General features: G+C 70.4%; 13 protein-coding genes and 3 tRNA genes. 12 read left to right on the forward strand and 4 right to left on the reverse strand.

Annotated features, from left to right (window positions below; all coding sequences use genetic code 11):
* Nucleotides 1-158: 158 nt before the first annotated feature.
* The 4 genes from DSC45_RS14020 to DSC45_RS14035 all read left to right on the forward strand — a co-directional run bounded on the left by DSC45_RS14020 (nucleotide 159) and on the right by DSC45_RS14035 (nucleotide 6466).
* A complete protein-coding gene (locus DSC45_RS14020) occupies nucleotides 159-1583 on the forward strand; it encodes a deoxyguanosinetriphosphate triphosphohydrolase (protein ID WP_119290723.1) in 1425 nt (474 codons plus the stop codon).
* A gap of 130 nt (nucleotides 1584-1713) precedes the next feature.
* Entirely contained in the window at nucleotides 1714-2985 is a 1272-nt protein-coding gene (locus tag DSC45_RS14025) for an NAD(P)/FAD-dependent oxidoreductase (RefSeq protein WP_119290725.1), read from the forward strand.
* 112 nt (nucleotides 2986-3097) lie between these two features.
* On the forward strand, nucleotides 3098-5026 hold the full coding sequence (gene dnaG / locus DSC45_RS14030) for a DNA primase (RefSeq protein ID WP_119290727.1): 1929 nt from the start codon (nucleotides 3098-3100) through the stop codon (nucleotides 5024-5026).
* A 111-nt stretch (nucleotides 5027-5137) separates the two neighbouring features.
* Complete coding sequence (locus tag DSC45_RS14035) at nucleotides 5138-6466, forward strand: RNA polymerase sigma factor (RefSeq protein WP_119290729.1); 1329 nt, start codon at nucleotides 5138-5140, stop codon at nucleotides 6464-6466.
* A gap of 75 nt (nucleotides 6467-6541) precedes the next feature.
* On the opposite strand, the gene DSC45_RS14040 is transcribed toward DSC45_RS14035, so the two are convergent.
* From DSC45_RS14040 to DSC45_RS14055, 4 genes are all read right to left on the reverse strand, one after another.
* A complete protein-coding gene (locus tag DSC45_RS14040) occupies nucleotides 6542-8530 on the reverse strand; it encodes an ABC transporter ATP-binding protein (protein WP_119290731.1) in 1989 nt (662 codons plus the stop codon).
* A complete protein-coding gene (locus DSC45_RS14045; RefSeq protein ID WP_119290733.1) occupies nucleotides 8530-10263 on the reverse strand; it encodes an ABC transporter ATP-binding protein in 1734 nt (577 codons plus the stop codon). Before DSC45_RS14045 ends, DSC45_RS14040 begins: the two co-directional genes overlap by 1 nt.
* A gap of 117 nt (nucleotides 10264-10380) precedes the next feature.
* The gene (locus DSC45_RS14050) at nucleotides 10381-11838 is read right to left on the reverse strand and encodes an FGGY family carbohydrate kinase (protein WP_119290735.1); all 1458 of its coding nucleotides are present in this window, start codon (nucleotides 11836-11838) and stop codon (nucleotides 10381-10383) included.
* Between the two features lie 84 nt (nucleotides 11839-11922).
* Complete coding sequence (locus DSC45_RS14055) at nucleotides 11923-12222, reverse strand: YtxH domain-containing protein (RefSeq protein WP_119290737.1); 300 nt, start codon at nucleotides 12220-12222, stop codon at nucleotides 11923-11925.
* 148 nt (nucleotides 12223-12370) lie between these two features.
* Between DSC45_RS14055 and DSC45_RS14060 the strand changes: the two genes are divergently transcribed.
* The 8 genes from DSC45_RS14060 (at nucleotide 12371) to DSC45_RS14100 (ending at nucleotide 18226) form a co-directional block, all read left to right on the forward strand.
* Nucleotides 12371-12443: transfer RNA gene (locus DSC45_RS14060), tRNA-Asn, on the forward strand.
* A 5-nt stretch (nucleotides 12444-12448) separates the two neighbouring features.
* Nucleotides 12449-12521: transfer RNA gene (locus DSC45_RS14065), tRNA-Asn, on the forward strand.
* Between the two features lie 187 nt (nucleotides 12522-12708).
* Nucleotides 12709-12785 (forward strand) — tRNA-Ile (locus DSC45_RS14070).
* 86 nt (nucleotides 12786-12871) lie between these two features.
* Nucleotides 12872-13849, forward strand: a complete 978-nt coding sequence (locus DSC45_RS14075; protein ID WP_119291216.1) for an endonuclease/exonuclease/phosphatase family protein — start codon at nucleotides 12872-12874, stop codon at nucleotides 13847-13849.
* A gap of 121 nt (nucleotides 13850-13970) precedes the next feature.
* Entirely contained in the window at nucleotides 13971-14495 is a 525-nt protein-coding gene (locus tag DSC45_RS14080) for a hypothetical protein (RefSeq protein WP_119290738.1), read from the forward strand.
* A gap of 29 nt (nucleotides 14496-14524) precedes the next feature.
* Complete coding sequence (locus DSC45_RS14085) at nucleotides 14525-15031, forward strand: hypothetical protein (RefSeq protein ID WP_240434633.1); 507 nt, start codon at nucleotides 14525-14527, stop codon at nucleotides 15029-15031.
* A 73-nt stretch (nucleotides 15032-15104) separates the two neighbouring features.
* Nucleotides 15105-15755 carry a GntR family transcriptional regulator gene (locus DSC45_RS14090; RefSeq protein WP_119290742.1) on the forward strand — a complete coding sequence of 217 codons (651 nt, stop codon included), beginning with the start codon at nucleotides 15105-15107 and terminating at the stop codon, nucleotides 15753-15755.
* Between the two features lie 950 nt (nucleotides 15756-16705).
* Entirely contained in the window at nucleotides 16706-18226 is a 1521-nt protein-coding gene (locus DSC45_RS14100) for an NCS1 family nucleobase:cation symporter-1 (RefSeq protein ID WP_119290746.1), read from the forward strand.
* Nucleotides 18227-18246: the final 20 nt, after the last annotated feature.

The following is an 18246-nucleotide window of genomic DNA, read 5'->3' on the forward strand; positions in this document are numbered from 1 at the left end:
CGAAGTGTCGGGCCGGCCCGAAGTGTCGTACAGCCCCGAGGTGTCGTACGGCCCCGAGGTGTCGTACAGCCCCGAGGTGTCGTACGGCCCCGAAGTGCGGCACAGCCCCGAAGCGCCCGGGCAGGCTCGATTTGCGCAGGCCGTCTAGTGTCAGCCGCATGGCAGGCACCCCGCACCACACACCCGAAACCGGCCCCCGTACTACCGGAGCCGCGTCGCAGGCCGCATCGCCGTCCGCGACGGACTCGGCAGCGGGCGCCGCCTCGCGCTCCACCCCCGCGCCCGAGCCCGCCGTCACCCCCGCACCCCCGGCCGCCTACGACGACACCTCCGTCGACCGATGGGCGCCCGAGCCCGACAAACGGCCGGGACGGACCGCGTTCCAGCGGGACCGCGCGCGGGTGCTGCACTCTGCCGCGCTGCGCCGCCTCGCGGGCAAGACCCAGGTGGTCGCCCCGGGCGCGAGCAGTCAGGCCTGGGACGCGAGCCCCCGTACCCGCCTGACCCATTCCCTCGAATGCGCCCAGGTGGGCCGCGAGTTGGGCGCGGAACTCGGCTGCGATCCGGACCTCGTCGAGGCGGCCTGCCTGTCGCACGACATGGGACACCCGCCGTTCGGGCACAACGGTGAGCAGGCGCTCAACGAATTCGCCGCGTCCTGCGGCGGGTTCGAGGGCAACGCACAGTCGCTGCGCCTGCTCACCCGCCTCGAGCCCAAGCGCTTCGTACCGGACGGCGACGGAGGCACCCTCAGCGTCGGCCTCAACCTCACCCGAGCCGCTCTCGACGCCGCCACCAAGTACCCGTGGCCGAGAGGCGGCCACCCCCGCGACCCGGGCTCCCCGAAATTCGGGGTCTACGACGACGACCTGCCGGTCTTCGAGTGGTTCCGCGAGGGCGCGCCGCAGGGGCGCATCTGCTTCGAGGCCCAGGTCATGGACTGGTCCGACGATGTGGCGTACTCCGTGCACGACGTCGAGGACGGCCTGCACGCCGGCCACATCGATCCGAACTGGCTGCACGCCGACCCCGAACGCCACGAGATCTTCGAGGTCGCGCTCGCCCGCTACGTTCCCGCAGGCACCGACTCGGCCGAGCTGGCCGAGGCGCTCGACCGACTGCTCGACCAGGAGTGGTGGCCGCACGGCTACGACGGTTCCGCCGTCGCACAGGCCCGCCTCAAGGACGCCACCAGCCAGCTCATCGGCCGCTTCTGCCTCGCCGCCGAGGACGCCACGCGCGCGGCATACGGCACGGGCAGGCTCACCCGGTACGCCGCCGAGCTCGTCGTACCGCGCGAAACACGCCATGAATGCGCGGTACTGAAGGCGGTCGCCGACCGCTACGTGATGCAACGCGAGGAGCAGGAACAGCTCCGGGCCGACCAGCGGATCGTGATCGCCGAACTCGCCGCCGCGCTGACCGCCCGCGCGCCGGAAGGCCTCGACCCGCAGTTCCGCGCCCTGTTCGACGCCTCTGCCAACGACCGTGCACGCGCGCGCGTAGTGGTCGATCAGATCGCCGCACTCACCGACACCGCGGCCCGCACCCTGCACGCCCGCCTCACCGGCACGCGCGCGTAGGGCTCGCCTCCTGGGGGCAACTGCCGTCCGTACGTGATGTGATCGAGCCACGCGCGAGCGGCACCCCTTCCCGCGGATCGCAGGGTGCGGGACGCTCGCAAGTGGCGGCAAGGTTCTGAGGAGGCATCAAGTGGTGGACGCGAACCAGACGTTCGTCATCGTCGGTGGCGGGCTCGCCGGGGCCAAGGCGGCCGAGACCCTGCGGGCCGAGGGATTCACCGGCCGGGTGATCCTCGTCTGTGACGAGCGCGACCACCCCTACGAGCGCCCTCCGCTGTCCAAGGGCTACCTGCTCGGCAAGGAGGCACGCGACAGCGTCTTCGTGCACGAGCGCGCCTGGTACGCGCAGGCGAAGGTGGAGCTGCACCTCGGCCAGCCCGCGGTCCACATCGACCGCGACGACAAGGCCGTCCACCTGGGCGACGGCACCACCGTCCGCTACGACAAGTTGCTGCTTGCGACCGGCGCCGAACCGCGCCGCCTGGACATCCCCGGCACCGACCTCGCCGGGGTGCACCACCTGCGCCGCCTCGCGCACGCCGAGCGGCTGCGCGGCGTCCTGGCCTCCCTCGGCCGCGACAACGGCCACCTGGTCATCGCGGGCGCCGGCTGGATCGGCCTGGAGATCGCCGCCGCGGCCCGCGGGTACGGCGCCGAGGTGACCGTCGTCGAGCCGGAGCAGACGCCGCTGTTCGCGGTGCTCGGTCCCGAGGTGGGCCGTCTCTTCGCCGACCTGCACAGCGACCACGGGGTGCGCTTCCACTTCGGCGCCCGGCTCACCGAGATCGTGGGCCAGGACGGCCTGGTGCTCGCCGTCCGTACCGACGACGGCGACGAGCACCTCGCGCACGACGTGCTCGCCGCGATCGGTGCCGCCCCGCGGGCGGCCCTCGCCGAGTCCGCAGGCCTCGCCCTCGTCGACCGCGAGCACGGCGGCGGCATCGCGGTCGACGCCTCGCTGCGCACGTCCGACCCGGACATCTACGCCGCCGGTGACGTCGCCGCGGTACAGCATCCGCTCTACGACAGCCGGCTACGCGTCGAGCACTGGGCGAACGCCCTGAACGGCGGCCCCGCGGCAGCCCGCGCCATGCTCGGCCAGGACACCACCTACGCGCGCGTGCCCTACTTCTTCTCCGACCAGTACGACGTGGGGCTCGAGTTCTCCGGCTGGGCGCCCCAGGGGTCGTACGACCAGGTGGTGCTCCGCGGGGACGTCACCAAGCGCGAGTTCATCGCCTTCTGGCTCGCCGACGGACAGGTGCTGGCCGGGATGAACGTGAACGTCTGGGACGTCACCGAGCCCATCCAGGCCCTGATCCGCGAGCGCGCCCGCCCCGACCTCACCCGTCTCGCCGACCCGACCGTCCCGCTGACCGAGCTCACCGGACCGACTCGCTGAAAGGGCCCGCATCCGGCGGCCGACCTGCACCGGAAGCACCTCCGGACCCGCCGCAGGGCCCCCGGCCGCAGGCCCGGGCGGGGTTGTCGGCGGGCGGCCGTAGACTTGCCGCGTGGCGGGCAGGATCAATGACGAGGACGTGAAGGCGGTACGGGACGCAGTCCCGATCGACGCCGTCGTGTCCGAGTACCTCCAGCTGAGGAACGCAGGCGGCGGCAATCTGAAGGGCCTGTGCCCCTTCCACGACGAGAAGTCCCCGTCCTTCCAGGTCAGCCCGTCCAAGGGCCTCTTCCACTGCTTCGGCTGCCAAGAAGGCGGCGACACGATCGCCTTCGTGATGAAGATCGACCACCTCTCGTTCTCCGAGACGGTCGAGCGCCTGGCCGGCCAGGCCGGCATCACCCTGCGGTACGAGGAGGGCGGGTACAACCCCACCCACCAGCGCGGCGAGCGCATCCGCCTGATCGAGGCGCACAAGGCCGCGGCCCAGTACTTCGTGGAGCAGCTCGACGGGCCGGAGGCCGAGGTCGGCCGCCGCTTCCTCGCCGAGCGCGGCTTCGACCAGGCCACGGCCGCCCACTTCGGCGTCGGGTACAGCCCGGCCGGCTGGGACCACCTCACCCGCTTCCTGCGCGGCAAGGGCTTCTCGGACAAGGAACTGGTCCTCTCCGGAATCTCCCAGGACGGCCGTCGCGGCCCCATCGACCGCTTCCGCGGCCGCCTGATGTGGCCGATCAGGGACATCGCCGGCGACGTCGTCGGCTTCGGCGCCCGCAAACTCCGCGACGACGACAACGGCCCGAAGTACCTCAACACCCCAGAGACCGCGATCTACAAGAAGTCCCAAGTCCTGTACGGCATCGACCTGGCCAAGAAGGAGATCGCGAAGACGTCGAGCGCCGTCGTCGTCGAGGGGTACACGGACGTCATGGCCTGCCACATGGCAGGCATCACGACCGCGATCGCGACCTGTGGCACGGCGTTCGGCGGCGATCACATCAAGATCCTCCGGCGCCTCCTGATGGACCACGCCTCCGCCGAGGTGATCTTCACGTTCGACGGTGACGCGGCCGGCCAGAAGGCGGCGCTCAGAGCCTTCGAGGACGACCAGAAATTCGCCGCGGAGACCTCGATCGCGATCACTCCGGGCGGTATGGACCCCTGTGAACTGCGGCTCGCGGAAGGCGATGTCGCGGTCAAGGAACTGGTCGAATCCCGTACCCCGCTCTTCGAGTTCGCGATCCGGCAGGTCGTGCTGCGGCACAACCTGGACACCCCTGCGGGCCGCGCGGCAGCACTCGACGAGGCGGCACCCATCGTCGCCGGGATCAAGAACGGCGCGATCAAGCACGAGTCCGCGGTCCAACTGGCCGGTCTGCTCGGGATCATGGACACCCAGTTCGTCGTCAAGCGGGTCGGGCAGGTCGCCCGTTGGGCACGGGACCGGGGCGGGCGCGGGCCTTCGGGACCCGGCGGCCGCGGACCGGGCGGCGGACCCGGACAGGACCGGAGTGCGCAGGCCACGGCGTCCGCGCCACCGGTCTCCGGCGGTCCGGCACTGAATCTGCGCAGCCCCGCGCACCGCACCGAGCGCGAACTCCTCAAACTCGCCCTGCAGTACCCGCACCTGGTCTCGCCGGCCTTCGACGCCTACGGGGCCGACGAGTTCACCGCCCCGCCGTACGCGGCGGTACGCCAGGCCATCGAGGCGGCGGGCGGCGCCGAGCAGGGCCAGCAGGACAGCCCCGCCTACCTGGCCCTCGTCCGGGACGCCGCACCGGACGACGTGGTGCGCGCCATGGTCACCGAGCTGGCGGTCGAGGCGATCCTGCGCCGTACGGTCGACGAGCTGTACGCGGGCGAGCAGCTGGTGCGGGTCCGGCTGCGCGCGGTGGACCGACGGGTGCGGGACCTGCAGGGCAGCTTCACCCGGCTCGGGGCAGCAGGCGACCAGGAGCGACTCACCGCGGTCCAGAACGAGTTGTGGGTACTCCAGCAGTACGGACGCGCGTTGCAGGAGCGCGGAGCAGCCGCCCTCTAGCCGTAGCCCCACCGCGGCAGGCAGCAGCACGCCCCCGGCCGGGGCGCCGCGCAAAAAACCCCGCGCACGCCCCTCGTGGCAGCGATGTGTCGTCCGCCACACTGGGGCCTGGTGCCTGAGTCCTCGGAGCGCGGCCGGCCCACCGCCGGTGGGCCGATCGAACCCGCGGTTCCGCTCATCGATCACGGGACGGACGGTGGCGAGGCCGCCGCCCTCCCGGACGTACCGCTGCCGCCCACCCCCGAAGCGGCCGCGATCACCCTGGAGGTCGCCCCCGTGCAGACCCAGACCCAGAGCCTCACCCTCACCCAGCCGTCCGCCGGCCCGGACGCGCCGGTCCCGGACGCCGCCGCGCCCCCCGAGGCTCCCGCCGCCGACGCCTTCGCCGGTGCCGACGTCATCTCCGGCGTACCCGCGCAGAGCCGCGCCGCGCACCACCCCGAGTCCGGCGCCGCACCGGTGCCCGAACTCGCGGATCTCCCCGAGCCTCCGGAACCCCCCGCCCGCCGCGTACGACAGGAGACCAGCGGCCCGTCGTCCGACCTCTTCCGCCAGTACCTGCGCGAGATCGGCAGAATCCCCCTGCTCAGCGCGGCCGACGAGGTCGAACTGGCCCGCCGGGTCGAGGCGGGCCTCTTCGCGGAGGAGCGGCTGACCGGCGCGGCCGACCTGGACTCCCGCCTGGCCCTCGACCTGGACCGCATCGTCGTGCTCGGCCGGATGGCCAAACGCCGCCTGATAGAGGCCAATCTGCGCCTCGTCGTCTCGGTCGCCAAGCGCTACGTGGGCCGCGGCCTGACCATGCTCGACCTGGTCCAGGAGGGAAACCTCGGCCTGATCAGGGCAGTTGAGAAGTTCGACTACGCCCGCGGCTACAAGTTCTCCACGTACGCGACCTGGTGGATCCGCCAGGCCATGTCCCGCGCGCTCGCCGACCAGGCCCGCACCATCAGGGTGCCCGTGCACGTCGTCGAGCTGATCAACCGGGTCGTCCGCGTCCAGCGCCGCCTGCTCCAGGAACGCGGGTACGAGCCGAGCCCGGAGGAGGTCGCCGAACAGCTGGACCTCACCCCGGAGCGGGTCAGCGAGGTCCTGCGGCTCGCCCAGGAGCCCGTCTCGCTGCACGCACCGGTGGGCGAGGAGGACGAGGTCGCCTTCGGTGACCTCATCGAGGACGGGGACGCCGCCTCACCGGTCGAGTCCGCCGCGTTCCTGCTCCTGCGCCAGCACCTGGAGGCCGTCCTCTCCACCCTCGGCGAACGTGAACGCAAGGTCGTCCAGCTCCGCTACGGCCTCGCCGACGGCCGCCCCCGCACCCTCGAGGAGATCGGCCGCATCTTCGGCGTGACCCGCGAACGCATCCGCCAGATCGAGTCCAAGACCCTCAACAAGCTCCGCGACCACGCCTACGCCGACCAGCTCCGCGGCTATCTCGACTGACCCCGGCCCGACGACGGAACGGGCCCGGCCGCCCCGAGAGAGGCAGGCCGGGCCCGTTCCGTACGAGCGCGTGCCTCAGTCGACCTCCACCACGGCCTCGGCGAACTGCGCCCGGTAGAGCCGCGCATACGCGCCGTCCGCCGCGAGCAGCGCATCGTGCGTGCCCTGCTCGACGATCGCGCCGTCCTCCATCACCAGGATGGTGTCCGCGTCCCGGACCGTGGAGAGCCGGTGGGCGATCACGAAGGACGTACGGCCGTGCGCCAGCCGTGCCATCGCCTGCTGGATCAGCACCTCGGTACGGGTGTCCACGGAGCTGGTCGCCTCGTCGAGCACCAGGATCACCGGGTCGGACAGGAAGGCCCGCGCGATGGTGATCAGCTGCTTCTCGCCGGCGCTCACCCCGCTGCCCTCGTCGTCGATCACCGTGTCGTAGCCGTCCGGCAGCGTACGGATGAACCGGTCCGCGTGCGCGGCCCGAGCTGCTTCCTCGATCTGCTCGCGGGTGACACCGCCGACCTGCGTGCCGCCGTATCTGCCCGAGTCGCCCGCGGCCTCGCGTGGGACGCTGCTCAACTCGTCGGCCCCGTAGGCGATGTTCTCCGCGATCGTGCCGCCGAACAGCCAGGTGTCCTGCAGGACCATGCCGATTCCGGACCGCAGTTCGTCGCGCGTCATCCTCGCTATGTCGACACCGTCCAGGGTGATCCGTCCGCCCGTCACGTCGTAGAACCGCATCAGGAGATTGACCAGCGTGGTCTTGCCCGCGCCGGTCGGGCCGACGATGGCCACGGTGTGGCCCGGCTCGACGGTGAGCGAGAGATCCTCGATCAGCGGCTTCTCCGGCTCGTAGCGGAACGCCACGTCCTCGAAGGCCACTTGGCCGCGCAGTTCCCCGGGCCGCTCGGCGGGCGCCGGGTCCGGGTCCTGCTCGTCCGCGTCGAGCAGCTCGAAGATCCGCTCGGCGGAGGCCACGCCCGACTGCACCAGGTTCGCCATCGAGGCGAGCTGCGTGAGCGGCATCGAGAACTGCCGCGAGTACTGGATGAATGCCTGCACATCGCCGATCGACAGCGTGCCGGACGCGACCCGCAGTCCGCCGACCACCGCCACGAGGACGTAGTTCAGGTTCGACACGAACATCATCAGCGGCTGCATGATGCCGCTGTTGAACTGCGCCTTGAAACCCGCCTCGTAGAGCGCCGCGTTCTGCTCGGCGAACTGGGCGGCGGACTCCTCCTGCCGCCCGAACACCTTCACCAGCGCGTGGCCCGTGTACATCTCCTCGATGTGCGCGTTCACCTGGCCGGTCGACTTCCACTGCGCCACGAAGTGCGGCTGCGAGCGCTTGCCGACACGGGTCGCCACCACGAACGAGAGCGGCACGGTGATCAGAGCCACCAGGGCGAGCAGCGGCGAGATCCAGAACATCATCACCAGCACACCGATCACGGTGAGCAGCGAGTTGATCATCTGGCCCATGGACTGCTGCAGCGTCTGGCCGAGGTTGTCGATGTCGTTGGTGGCGCGGCTGAGCACCTCTCCGCGCCGACGCTGGTCGAAGTACGAGAGCGGCAGCCGCGACAGCTTGCTCTGGATGTCCTCGCGCATCCGGTAGACGGTCAGGTTGACCGCCCGGTTCACCAGACGCGTCGCGATCGCCATCGCCAGACCCGCCCCCGCGAACGCGACGAGCGCGAGCAGCAGCACCTGGCCGACCGCCGTGAAGTCGATGCCCTGGCCCGGGGTGAAGTCCGTACCCGAGAGCATGTCGGCGATCCCGTCGTTACCGCCCTCCCGCATCTGCTCGAGCACCTGCTCCTTGCTGGCGCCCTGGGGCATGTCACGGCCGACGATGCCCGCGAAGATCAGGTCGGTCGCCTTGCCGAGGATCTTCGGTCCGACGACCGAGAGGCCCACGCTGATCACCACGGCGACGAGCATCGCGTACATCGTCCCGCGGTGGGTCTTGAACTGGGCGAGCAGCCGTTTGCTCGACCCCTTGAAATCCATCGAACGCTGGTCCGGGGCTCCGGCCATCGCGCCTCCGCCAGGACCGGCCATCACGCAGCCTCCGCTTCCGTCAGCTGGGAGAGCACGATCTCCCGGTACGTCTCATTGCCTTCCATCAGCTCGTGATGGCGCCCGGTACCGACCACCCGGCCCTCGTCGAGGACGATGATCCGGTCCGCGTCACGGATGGTCGACACCCGCTGGGCGACGATCACCACCGTGGCCTCGCGCGTCTCGCGGCCGAGCGCGGAACGCAGCGCCGCGTCGGTCGCGTAGTCGAGCGCGGAGAAGGAGTCGTCGAAGAGGTAGATCTCCGGCCGCTGCACCAGCGTCCGCGCGATCGCGAGCCGCTGCCGCTGTCCACCGGAGACATTCGTGCCGCCCTGCGAGATGGGGGCGTCGAGTCCCTGCTCCAGGTCCTGTACGAAGCCCTTGGCCTGCGCCACCTCGAGCGCATGCCACAGCTCCTCGTCGCTCGCGTCGGGATTGCCGTACCGCAGATTCGTCGCGACCGTCCCGGAGAACAGATACGGCCGCTGCGGTACGAGCCCCACGGTCCGTGCGAGCAGCGCCGGTTCGAGGGTCGCCACGTCCGCACCGTCGACGAGAACCTCGCCCTCGGTCGCATCGAAGAGCCGCGGAACCAGGCCCAGCAGGGTCGATTTGCCGCTGCCCGTCGAGCCGATCACGGCCGTCGTCTCGCCGGGCAGCGCCTCCAGACAGACGCCCGAGAGCACAGCGGCCTCCGCACCCGGGTAGCTGAACCCGGCCCCCCGGATCTCCAGATGCCCGTGCCGGCGCAGCTCACGTACCGGATCGCTCGGCGGCACCACACTGGACGAGGTGCTGAGCACTTCCTGGATCCGCTCGGCGCAGACCTCGGCACGCGGCACCATCATGAACATGAAGGTGGCCATCATGACGGACATGACGATCTGCATCAGATACGCGAGGAACGCGGTGAGCGCACCGATCTCCATCCCCCCGCTGTCGATGCGGTGTGCCCCGAACCAGACCACCGCGATCGAGGAGACGTTCACGACGGTCATCACGACGGGGAACATCAGGGCGAACAGCCGGCCGGTGCCGAGCGACACCTCGGTGAGCTGCTCGTTGGCACCCCGGAACCGCTCCTTCTCGTAGGAGTCGCGGACGAAGGCCCGGATCACGCGGTTGCCGGTGATCTGTTCGCGCAGCACCCGGTTCACCGTGTCGAGGCGCTCCTGCATGACACGGAACAGCGGCCTCAGCCGCCGCACGATGAGGCTCACGCAGATCGCGAGCGACGGCACCACCGCGACGAGCACCCCGGACAGCTGCACGTCGAGTCCGAGCGCCATCACGATGCCGCCGACACACATGATCGGCGCGGACACCATCAGCGTGAACGACATCAGGACGAGCATCTGTACCTGCTGCACGTCGTTCGTGGTCCGCGTGATCAGCGAGGGCGCACCGAAGTGCCCGACCTCGCGCGCGGAGAACGACTGCACCCGGTCGAAGATCCCGGCGCGCACATCGCGTCCGACGGCCGCGGCGGTCCGTGCGCCGTAGAACACGGCCCCGATGTTGCACGTCATCTGCACCAGCGTGACCGCGATCATCAGAGCGCCGTAGGTGAGGATGTAGCCCGTGTCGCCCTGCACGACACCGTTGTCGATGATGTCCGCGTTGAGCGTGGGCAGATACAGAGTGGCGCAGGTCTGCAGGAACTGCAGCAGGACCAGCAGCCCTATGGAGTTCTTGTACGGACGCAGATACGTCCGCAGGAGTCTTATGAGCACGCGATACCCATCGCAGGAGCCGGGGCAGATGTTTCACCCCATCCTCGGGTATGACGCGGCGCCCACTCCAACAGGTTTACTCAAACCCCGGTCAAGAACGCATCGGCCGCCGGCAACTCAACCTCCGGGCTGCTCGCCCGCCGTCCCGAACGCACCGGGATGCGTCTGATCCCGCACGGACGCGTACTGCTGACGGACCGCCTGCCCGACGGCAAGCTCGTCACCCGGCTCGAAGTTCTGCGCGGCGGCGCCCTGCCAGGCCGGCGGCGCCTGCGCGGACAGCGTGCCCTGCGCGACCCCGAGCGCCCAGGCCGCCTGCCGCGCCGCACCGAGCGCCGCGTAGTCGGCGGGCTGCGGCACCACGACCTGCGCCCCGAACAGCATGGGCGCTGCGGCCTGCACGGCGGGCAGTTCGGCGGCCGCACCCAGCAGGAACACCCGGCGCACCTCGACGCCGCGCCCGCGCAGCACACCGAGCGCGTCCGCGAGCGAGCACAGCATGCCCTCGAACGCGGCCCGCGCCAGATGCTCCGGCTTCATCGACTCCCTGCGCAGTCCACTCAGCGTGCCCGCGGTGTGCGGCAGCGCCGGCGTGCGCTCGCCCTCGAGATAGGGGAGCAGTACCAGACCGTGCGAACCGGGGGTGGACTTGAGTGCGAGCGCCGACAGTCCCTCGAGGTCGGTGCCGAGCAGATCGGCCGTGCCGCGCAGCGCCCGTACCGCGTTCAGTGTGTGGACCACCGGGAGGTGCATTCCGGTGGCGTCCGCGAGCGAGGTGATCATCCCGCTCGGATCGGCCAGCGCCTCGTGGTGCACCGCCATCACGGACCCGGACGCGCCGAGCGACACCACCACGTCGCCTACCCCGATCCCGAGGCCGAACGCGGCTGCCATGGTCTCGCCGGTCCCCGCCGAGATCAGCAGCCCCTCCGGCGTCGTACCGGCGGCGTCCGCCGGGCCGAGGACCTCCGGAAGTCCGCACTGGTGCCCGAGGGCCAGCTCCACCAGATCGGGACGGTACGCACCGGAAGTCGCCGACCAGTAGCCGGTCCCCGACGCCCCGCCCCGGTCCGTCGTCCGGCGGGCGGGCCGGCCGAGCAGCTGCCACACGAGCCAGTCGTGGGCCTGCATCGCGAGCGTCGTGCGCCCCGCGGCCTCGGGCTCGGTGCGCGCCAGCCAGCGCAGCTTGGTCACCGGCTGTGCCGACTGCGGCACGCAGCCCACCGCCTCGGCCCAGGCCTGCCGCCCGCCGAGCGCGTCGATCAGATCCACCGCGGCGACCTGCGCGCGCTTGTCGCCGCCGGTCATCGCCGGCCGGACCGTCGATCCCTGGTCGTCGATCGGCACCACCGCGTTCTGCTGCGCGGAGACGCCGATGGCCTGCACGCCTTCGAGCAGTCCGCCCGCCGCGGCCTCACCGAGCGAGAGGAGCCAGGCCTGCGGATCGACGTCCGACGGCTTCCCCTCCACGGGGTGTGGCGCGTACCCCTGCTTGAGTACGGCACCGCTGTCGGTGTCGCAGACGACGATGCGTGTGTACTCGGACGAGCTGTCCAATCCGGCGACTATCCCCATGCCTGAAGATTTTGCCCTATCGCGCAAGCACCGCGGGACCGCCGAGGGACGGGGCCGCGGACACCGCGACTCCGGGACCGTTCGTCAGGTGTTGCTGGTGCCCCAGTCGTCCTCGCCGCGCTGCGACTTCTCGCGCAGCGAACGGACCCGGTCGGCGACGGAATCCGGCACCCGGTCCCCGACCTTGTCGCTCACCGTCGAGTACGCCTTGCCCGCGAACTGCCGCCCGCCCTGAGCCGCGGATTCCGCCGCATTGCGCACGGCTGGATTCTGCGCGAACTGGCGGGCCGATTTCCGCAGCTGCTCGTAGCGCTCGCGCCCGGCCCGCGTGCCGATCACATAGCCGAGGGCCGCTCCGGCGATGAACGTGAGCTTGTAGCGCATGGCTGCCACCCTTCCCAGACGTCAGGTGCAGGGCGCCTACCCATACCGATTGGCGGAGCACCCCCCTGCTTGCGCTAATGTATGTGTCGCAGCGAGCGCGCGCTGCCTGAGGAAGCCCCAGGTAGGTACGTTCGGTGCAACGAGGCATTCCCCTGTAGCTCAATTGGCAGAGCAGCCGGCTGTTAACCGGCAGGTTACTGGTTCGAGTCCAGTCGGGGGAGCTCGGTCTCCTGTAGCTCAATTGGCAGAGCAGCCGGCTGTTAACCGGCAGGTTACTGGTTCGAGTCCAGTCGGGAGAGCAGTGATGAGGACCCCTTCGGGGGTCCTTTTTCATGCTGGTCGGCACTGGTTGCCGGGGAAGTGGAACCGCGCAGGCGGCAGTGCAGTCCTCATGGTCGTGCAGAGCCGACCATCCGACGCGAGAGATCGAATGAGCGGCTATGCTGCGGCAGACGGCGCGTACATGTGTACGCGACACGCCGCGTCGGGGCGGTAGCTCAGCCGGTTAGAGCAGCGGACTCATAATCCGTCGGCCGTGGGTTCGAGTCCCACCCGCCCCACCAAGCAGAATCGATCTGATCTGCGAGAAGGACGGGTCGCGCCGGTGCGGGGGCAGCGGAAGGCAGTGGGGGCTGCGGTGTACCGGTGGATGCGGCGACAGGGCGTGCGGCGGGCCTCGGGTGAAGTGGAGCCGGGTCCGGCCCTCCTGGCGCGCGGGCGGGTGCTCGCCGTGGCGGCGGTGCTGACCGCGATGCTCCTTGCCTTCCATCGGGCGGTGCCCAACTCCGTGGGCCGCATGGGCAGTTTGCTGGAAGCGTTCCTGCCGTGGCTCGGGCTTGTCGTCGTTCTCCTCCTCGTTCTGGCGCTGCTTCGGCGTTCGGTGGTCGCGTTGGTGGCTGTCCTGCTGCCGGTGGCGGTGTGGACGTATCTCTTCGGCGGACTGTTCCTGCCCGCCGGGCAGGAAGGCGCCGACGATCTGACCGTCGTGCAGCACAACGTCAGTGACGAGAACGCCGATCCGGCGCGTACGGCCCGCGCGCTGGCCGACGGCGGTCCCGATCTCATCGCGCTGGAGGAGCTGGTGCCTCCTGCGCTCGGGGTCTACGAGGAGAACCTTGCCGATGGCTACCCGTACCACGCCGTCCGCGGCACCGTCGGGCTCTGGTCGAAGTATCCGCTGACCGAGGCGCGGCTGCTCGACATCAAGCCGGACGGGATCGAGGGGCCCTGGAGCCGGGGACTGCGGGCGGTGGTGGACACACCGCAGGGGGAGGTCGCCGCGTATGTCGCGCATCTGCCGTCGATCCGGGTCGGGGCGGGTGGGCTCGCGTCGGCCCGGCGTGACGAGAGTGCGGAGCTGCTCGGCAGGGCGCTGGCCGGCGAGCGGATCGAGACGGTGGTCCTGCTCGGGGACCTCAACGGCACGGTGGACGACCGCGGCCTCGCCCCACTGACCTCACGGATGAACGTGGCGGAGCGGGGCTTCGCCTTCAGTTTCCCCGCCGCACTGCCCCTGGCCCGGATCGACCAGGTCATGGCGCGTTCCGCGACCGTCGCCGAGGTGCGCACGCTGTCCGCCACCGGGAGCGACCACCTGCCGATCGCCGCGAGGATCACCCGGCGCTGACGGCGATGTGAGACCGCGTCAGACCCTGAGATGTACGAGGTACCTGTCGGGGCGAACGGGGTGGCACCGTGAGAGTGCGCCACCGTCAGGTGGTGGGTCACTACACGGGGGAGAGTTGACCATGGGGGAGAAACGACGTCTGACCGGGCTGTTCGCGGGAGCGGCCCTGGTGGCGGGAGCGCTGGTCGGGACGGCGGCGCCGGCGCAGGCGTACAGCCCGGATCCGACCGCGCACAACTACTACCGGGACACGGGGAAGTGCCCGTGCAGTGGCGGCACACTCGCGGACCCGTTCGACGGGACGTACTTCAAGCGCGACGCCGGGGGTACGGCCGTCAAGATGGAGCTCCTCGACGGCAGTTGGTTCGTCGGCAAGGTGGAGTTCCATCCGTCGAGCGAGAAGCTGTGGATCTACGACACCAAGAACGACGGTGACGCCTTCTACGTGCACGCCTCGTACACCTACAAGGGCAAGAGCCACAATCTCGGCACCTTCTCCGCGCCGGGGACTTCGGCGGTCGTGGACCACACCGTCAAGGACTTCGACATTCCCGAGGGCGCGTACGTGGACATCACCGTCTACGACGGCAAGGGCCACAGCGACTTCATCGCTGCGGCGCGCGGCACCGGTGGGGCGGTGGCCTGACCATGACGTTGTTCGGCAGGAAGGCAGTCTTGACGGGCGGCCGACGGGCGCCGGTGCTCCTCGCCGGTGCGGTCCTCGCGGCGGGGGCGCTGCTCGCCACCGCCGCACCGTCCCAGGCGTACAGCCCCAATCCGAAGCTCACCGACCACACGCGGGACACGGACGGCTGTCCGTGCAGCCTGGGGGACCCCTTCGACGGGACGTACTTCAAGCACGATGCCGGAGGCAAGGCGCTCAAGGTGGAACTGCGGTCCGGTGGCTGGTTCGTCGGGAAGGTGGAGTTCCACCCGTCGGCCGAGAAGCTGTGGATCTACGACACCAAGAACGACAGCGACACCTTCTACGTCCGGCTGAGCTACCGGTACAAGGGCGTCACCAGCAAGCTGCACGGGCCGTACAAGGCACCGGGTACGTCGAAGACGGTGGATAGCACCGTCAAGAACTTCAGCATCCCGGACGGTGCGGACGTGTTCGTGTATCTCTACGACTCGCGTGACCGGTCCGACTACATCGGGGTCGGGCACGCGGTGGCGTAGGGAGTCGGCACGGCCCGGTGCGCACCGGGCCGTGCCGGTGGGGCGGGGCGGAGCGTGGTGACAGAATGCGGGCATGGCAGGTTCTGGTGGATTCGAGCCCGAGTCGGACCGGGTTACGCGGCAGTTGCGGGACGAGATCGTCGACGGGGCGCGGGCGCCCGGCAGTCGGCTCGTCGAGCGTGACCTGGCAGCCGATCTGGGGGTGAGCCGGCTGCCGATCCGGGACGCGCTGAAGGCGTTGGTGACGGAGGGGCTTGTCACGCCGCGGCCGCGGACCTGGGCGGTGGTGCGGGAGTTCAGTCCGACGGATCTGGCCGATCTCTACGAGGTGCGTTCCGCACTCGACATGCTGACCTTCCGGCTCGCGGCGCAGCGGCGTACCCGCGAAGGGCTCGACCGGCTGCGGGAGTCGCTCGACGCCGAGATGGCGGCGGCCGAGCGCGAGGACGCGGTCGGCGCGCGGCGGGCCGCGGCGGACTTCCACGAGGCGGTGACGTCGCTGGCCGGGAACGAGCTGTTGAACGAGCTGGAGCGCACCCTGCGCAGCCGGATGCGCTGGCTGCTCGGCCGGCACGACGACCTGCTCGGCGTCGCGAAGGAACACCAGGACCTGTACGAGGCGATCGCGGCCCGCGATGTGCCGCGCGTGGAGGAACTCGTCCTGCAGCACCTGGAGACCAGCCGGCATGCGGCCGCCGAGCATCTGCGGGCGTCGCGGCAGTGAGCCCGGCGGGTACGACCACGGGCAGCGGGGGAGCCAGGGCCTGGACGGGGTGACGTTCCAGGCCCCGCGCGTGCCCTGGACGCAGGCGGCGCCCTCCGGCGCTCTCGCGTGCGCACCGTGGTGTCCGCCTTCGGCTTGATCGAGCCCTCGGCGAAGGCCGGTTCGGCCGGGCCTTCGGGGAAGCGGTGAGGATGTCCCGCTCGGGCGTTCCCCGGTTCTCGCTGACGAAGTCGCCGCCGGTGCGCAGCACGAGCATGCCGGTCTCCGGCTCGGCCTCCAGTTCGGCGGCGAGTGCGGCGCCGGCGCGATCCTCGACCACCAGGGCGTCGCACCCGCGGGCGCGCTGACCTTCGGGGCCGTGGTGTCGCTCGGCATGGCCACCTCCGCCGACTCGGCACCGTGCCGCCGAGGTCACCCGCTGGTCGAGGAGCGGCCGCGAGGTCCTCCTGGCCACCGCGATCGCCGTCCCGCCGGACGGCCTCGTCGCCCGGATCACCGGTGGCATCGTGGTCGGGGCCGGTGCGATGGCGTCCGCGGAGACCGTCGTCGGCAACTTCCCGCCGATCCTCACCGGGGCCACGGGGCCACGGGGCCGTGGGGCCACGGCCCTCCTGGACGCGCCGGTCGCCGTGTTCGTCCTCGTTCGTCTTCGCCGCCTCGCTTCGGTGTGCAGCCACTGCCTCTACGACGGGGCGCTGAGCTGGTCGCATCCGACCCGCATCGGGGTGCGGGTGATGAGGCTCGTGCCCCATGTCGACCGGGTGTTTGGTATCCCACATGATCTTCACGGTGTGGGGAGGGGATGGTCGAGTGCACAGGTATGTGGTGGCTTCCAGCTGCCGATTGATGGCAGGAAAGTATTGACCGCCCCGTACGAACGGCCGTAGCGTCCCGGTCACCCGCTTCGGAATATTGGTTTCGTATACCGAAATCGCTGAAAGGTGGCCGGTGTGACCACAGCGCAGAACGCAGCGCGTACGGACGGGGCGCCGCCCGCCACCGACTCCCCGCAGGGCGCCGTCCCCGCGGGTACCAGCCCCCGGCTCTACAGCCCCGATCTCGCACCGACCAAGAAGGCCGGTCGCAGCTGGGGCGGCTACAACGTCTTCACGCTGTGGGCCAACGACGTGCACAGCCTGGGCAACTACGCCTTCGCGATCGGCCTGTTCGCACTCGGCATGGCGGTCTGGGACATCCTCATCGCCTTCGTCCTGGCTTCCGTCTTCCTCTTCGTGCTGCTCAGCCTCTCCGGCTACATGGGTTCGAAGACGGGTGTGCCGTTCCCGGTGATGAGCCGGATCGCCTTCGGTGTGCGCGGTGCGCAGCTGCCCGCGGTCATCCGCGGCGGCGTGGCCATCGCCTGGTTCGGCATCCAGACCTACCTCGCCTCGTCCGTGCTGTCCGCGCTCCTGGTGGCGCTCGCACCGGGCATAAAGTCCTGGGAGCAGCACTCGGCGCTCGGGCTCTCCGCGCTCGGCTGGCTCTCGTTCATGATCCTCTGGGTCGTCCAGGTGCTGATCGTCAGCTACGGCATGGACGTCATCCGCAAGTACATCGCCGTGGCCGCGCCCGCCGTACTGATCACCATGCTGGCACTCGCCGTGTGGATGTTCGCCAAGGCGGACTGGTCGATCGCGCTGGACGCCGGGACACCGTTCACCGGTGCCGACCGCTGGCTCAACATCCTCGAGGCCGCCGCGCTCTGGGTCGTCATCTACGGCACGTTCGTGCTCAACTTCTGCGACTTCACGCGCTCCGCCAAGAGCAACCGGTCGATCCTGCTCGGCAACCTCGTCGGCATCCCCGTGAACATGCTGTTCTTCGCCGGCATCGTGGTCGTTCTCAGCGGCGCGCAGTTCCGCCTCGACGGCAAGGTGATCACCAGCCCGTCCGACATCGTGCAGACCATCCCCAGCACCCCGCTCCTGGTCCTCGCCTCGCTGTCGCTCATCCTGCTCACCGTCGCGGTGAATCTGATGGCCAACTTCGTCGCCCCCGTCTACACCCTGGTCAACCTCTTCCCGCGCAAGCTCGACTTCCGCCGGGCCGGTGTGGTCAGCGCCGTGATCGGCCTGGTCATCCTGCCGTGGAACCTCTACGACAGCCCGGTCGTCGTCGAGTACTTCCTCGGCGGGCTCGGTGCCCTGCTCGGCCCCGTCTTCGGCATCGTGATGGCCGACTACTGGCTGCTGCGCCGGACCAAGGTGCACGTCCCGCACCTCTACTCCGAGGACCCGCAGGCGAGTTACGCCTACCGGGGCGGCATCAACCCGCGTGCCGTCGCCGCCTTCGTGCCGTCCGCCGCCATCGCCGTGGTGATCGCCCTCGCCCCGTACTTCTCCGGGATCTCCGGCTTCTCCTGGTTCATCGGCGGTCTGCTCGCAGGCCTGCTGCACATGGTGCTGCCCGGTCGGGCCGCGTGTCCCACCGACGACATCGACGGCGAGTCCATCGCCGTCCCCAGCGCCTGACCCACCCCGGACCACCCCCG

The organism is Streptomyces sp. YIM 130001, assembly GCF_003574445.1.
GTDB lineage: Bacteria > Actinomycetota > Actinomycetes > Streptomycetales > Streptomycetaceae > Streptomyces.

Coding starts and splice junctions, on each gene's coding strand:
- DSC45_RS14020 (WP_119290723.1), top strand. CDS start 159: ATGGCAGGCACCCCGCACCACACACCCGAAACCGGCCCCCGTACTACC.
- DSC45_RS14040 (WP_119290731.1), bottom strand. CDS start 8,530: ATGGCCGGTCCTGGCGGAGGCGCGATGGCCGGAGCCCCGGACCAGCGT.
- DSC45_RS14050 (WP_119290735.1), bottom strand. CDS start 11,838: ATGGGGATAGTCGCCGGATTGGACAGCTCGTCCGAGTACACACGCATC.
- DSC45_RS14055 (WP_119290737.1), bottom strand. CDS start 12,222: ATGCGCTACAAGCTCACGTTCATCGCCGGAGCGGCCCTCGGCTATGTG.
- DSC45_RS14075 (WP_119291216.1), top strand. CDS start 12,872: ATGCGGCGACAGGGCGTGCGGCGGGCCTCGGGTGAAGTGGAGCCGGGT.
- DSC45_RS14080 (WP_119290738.1), top strand. CDS start 13,971: ATGGGGGAGAAACGACGTCTGACCGGGCTGTTCGCGGGAGCGGCCCTG.
- DSC45_RS14090 (WP_119290742.1), top strand. CDS start 15,105: ATGGCAGGTTCTGGTGGATTCGAGCCCGAGTCGGACCGGGTTACGCGG.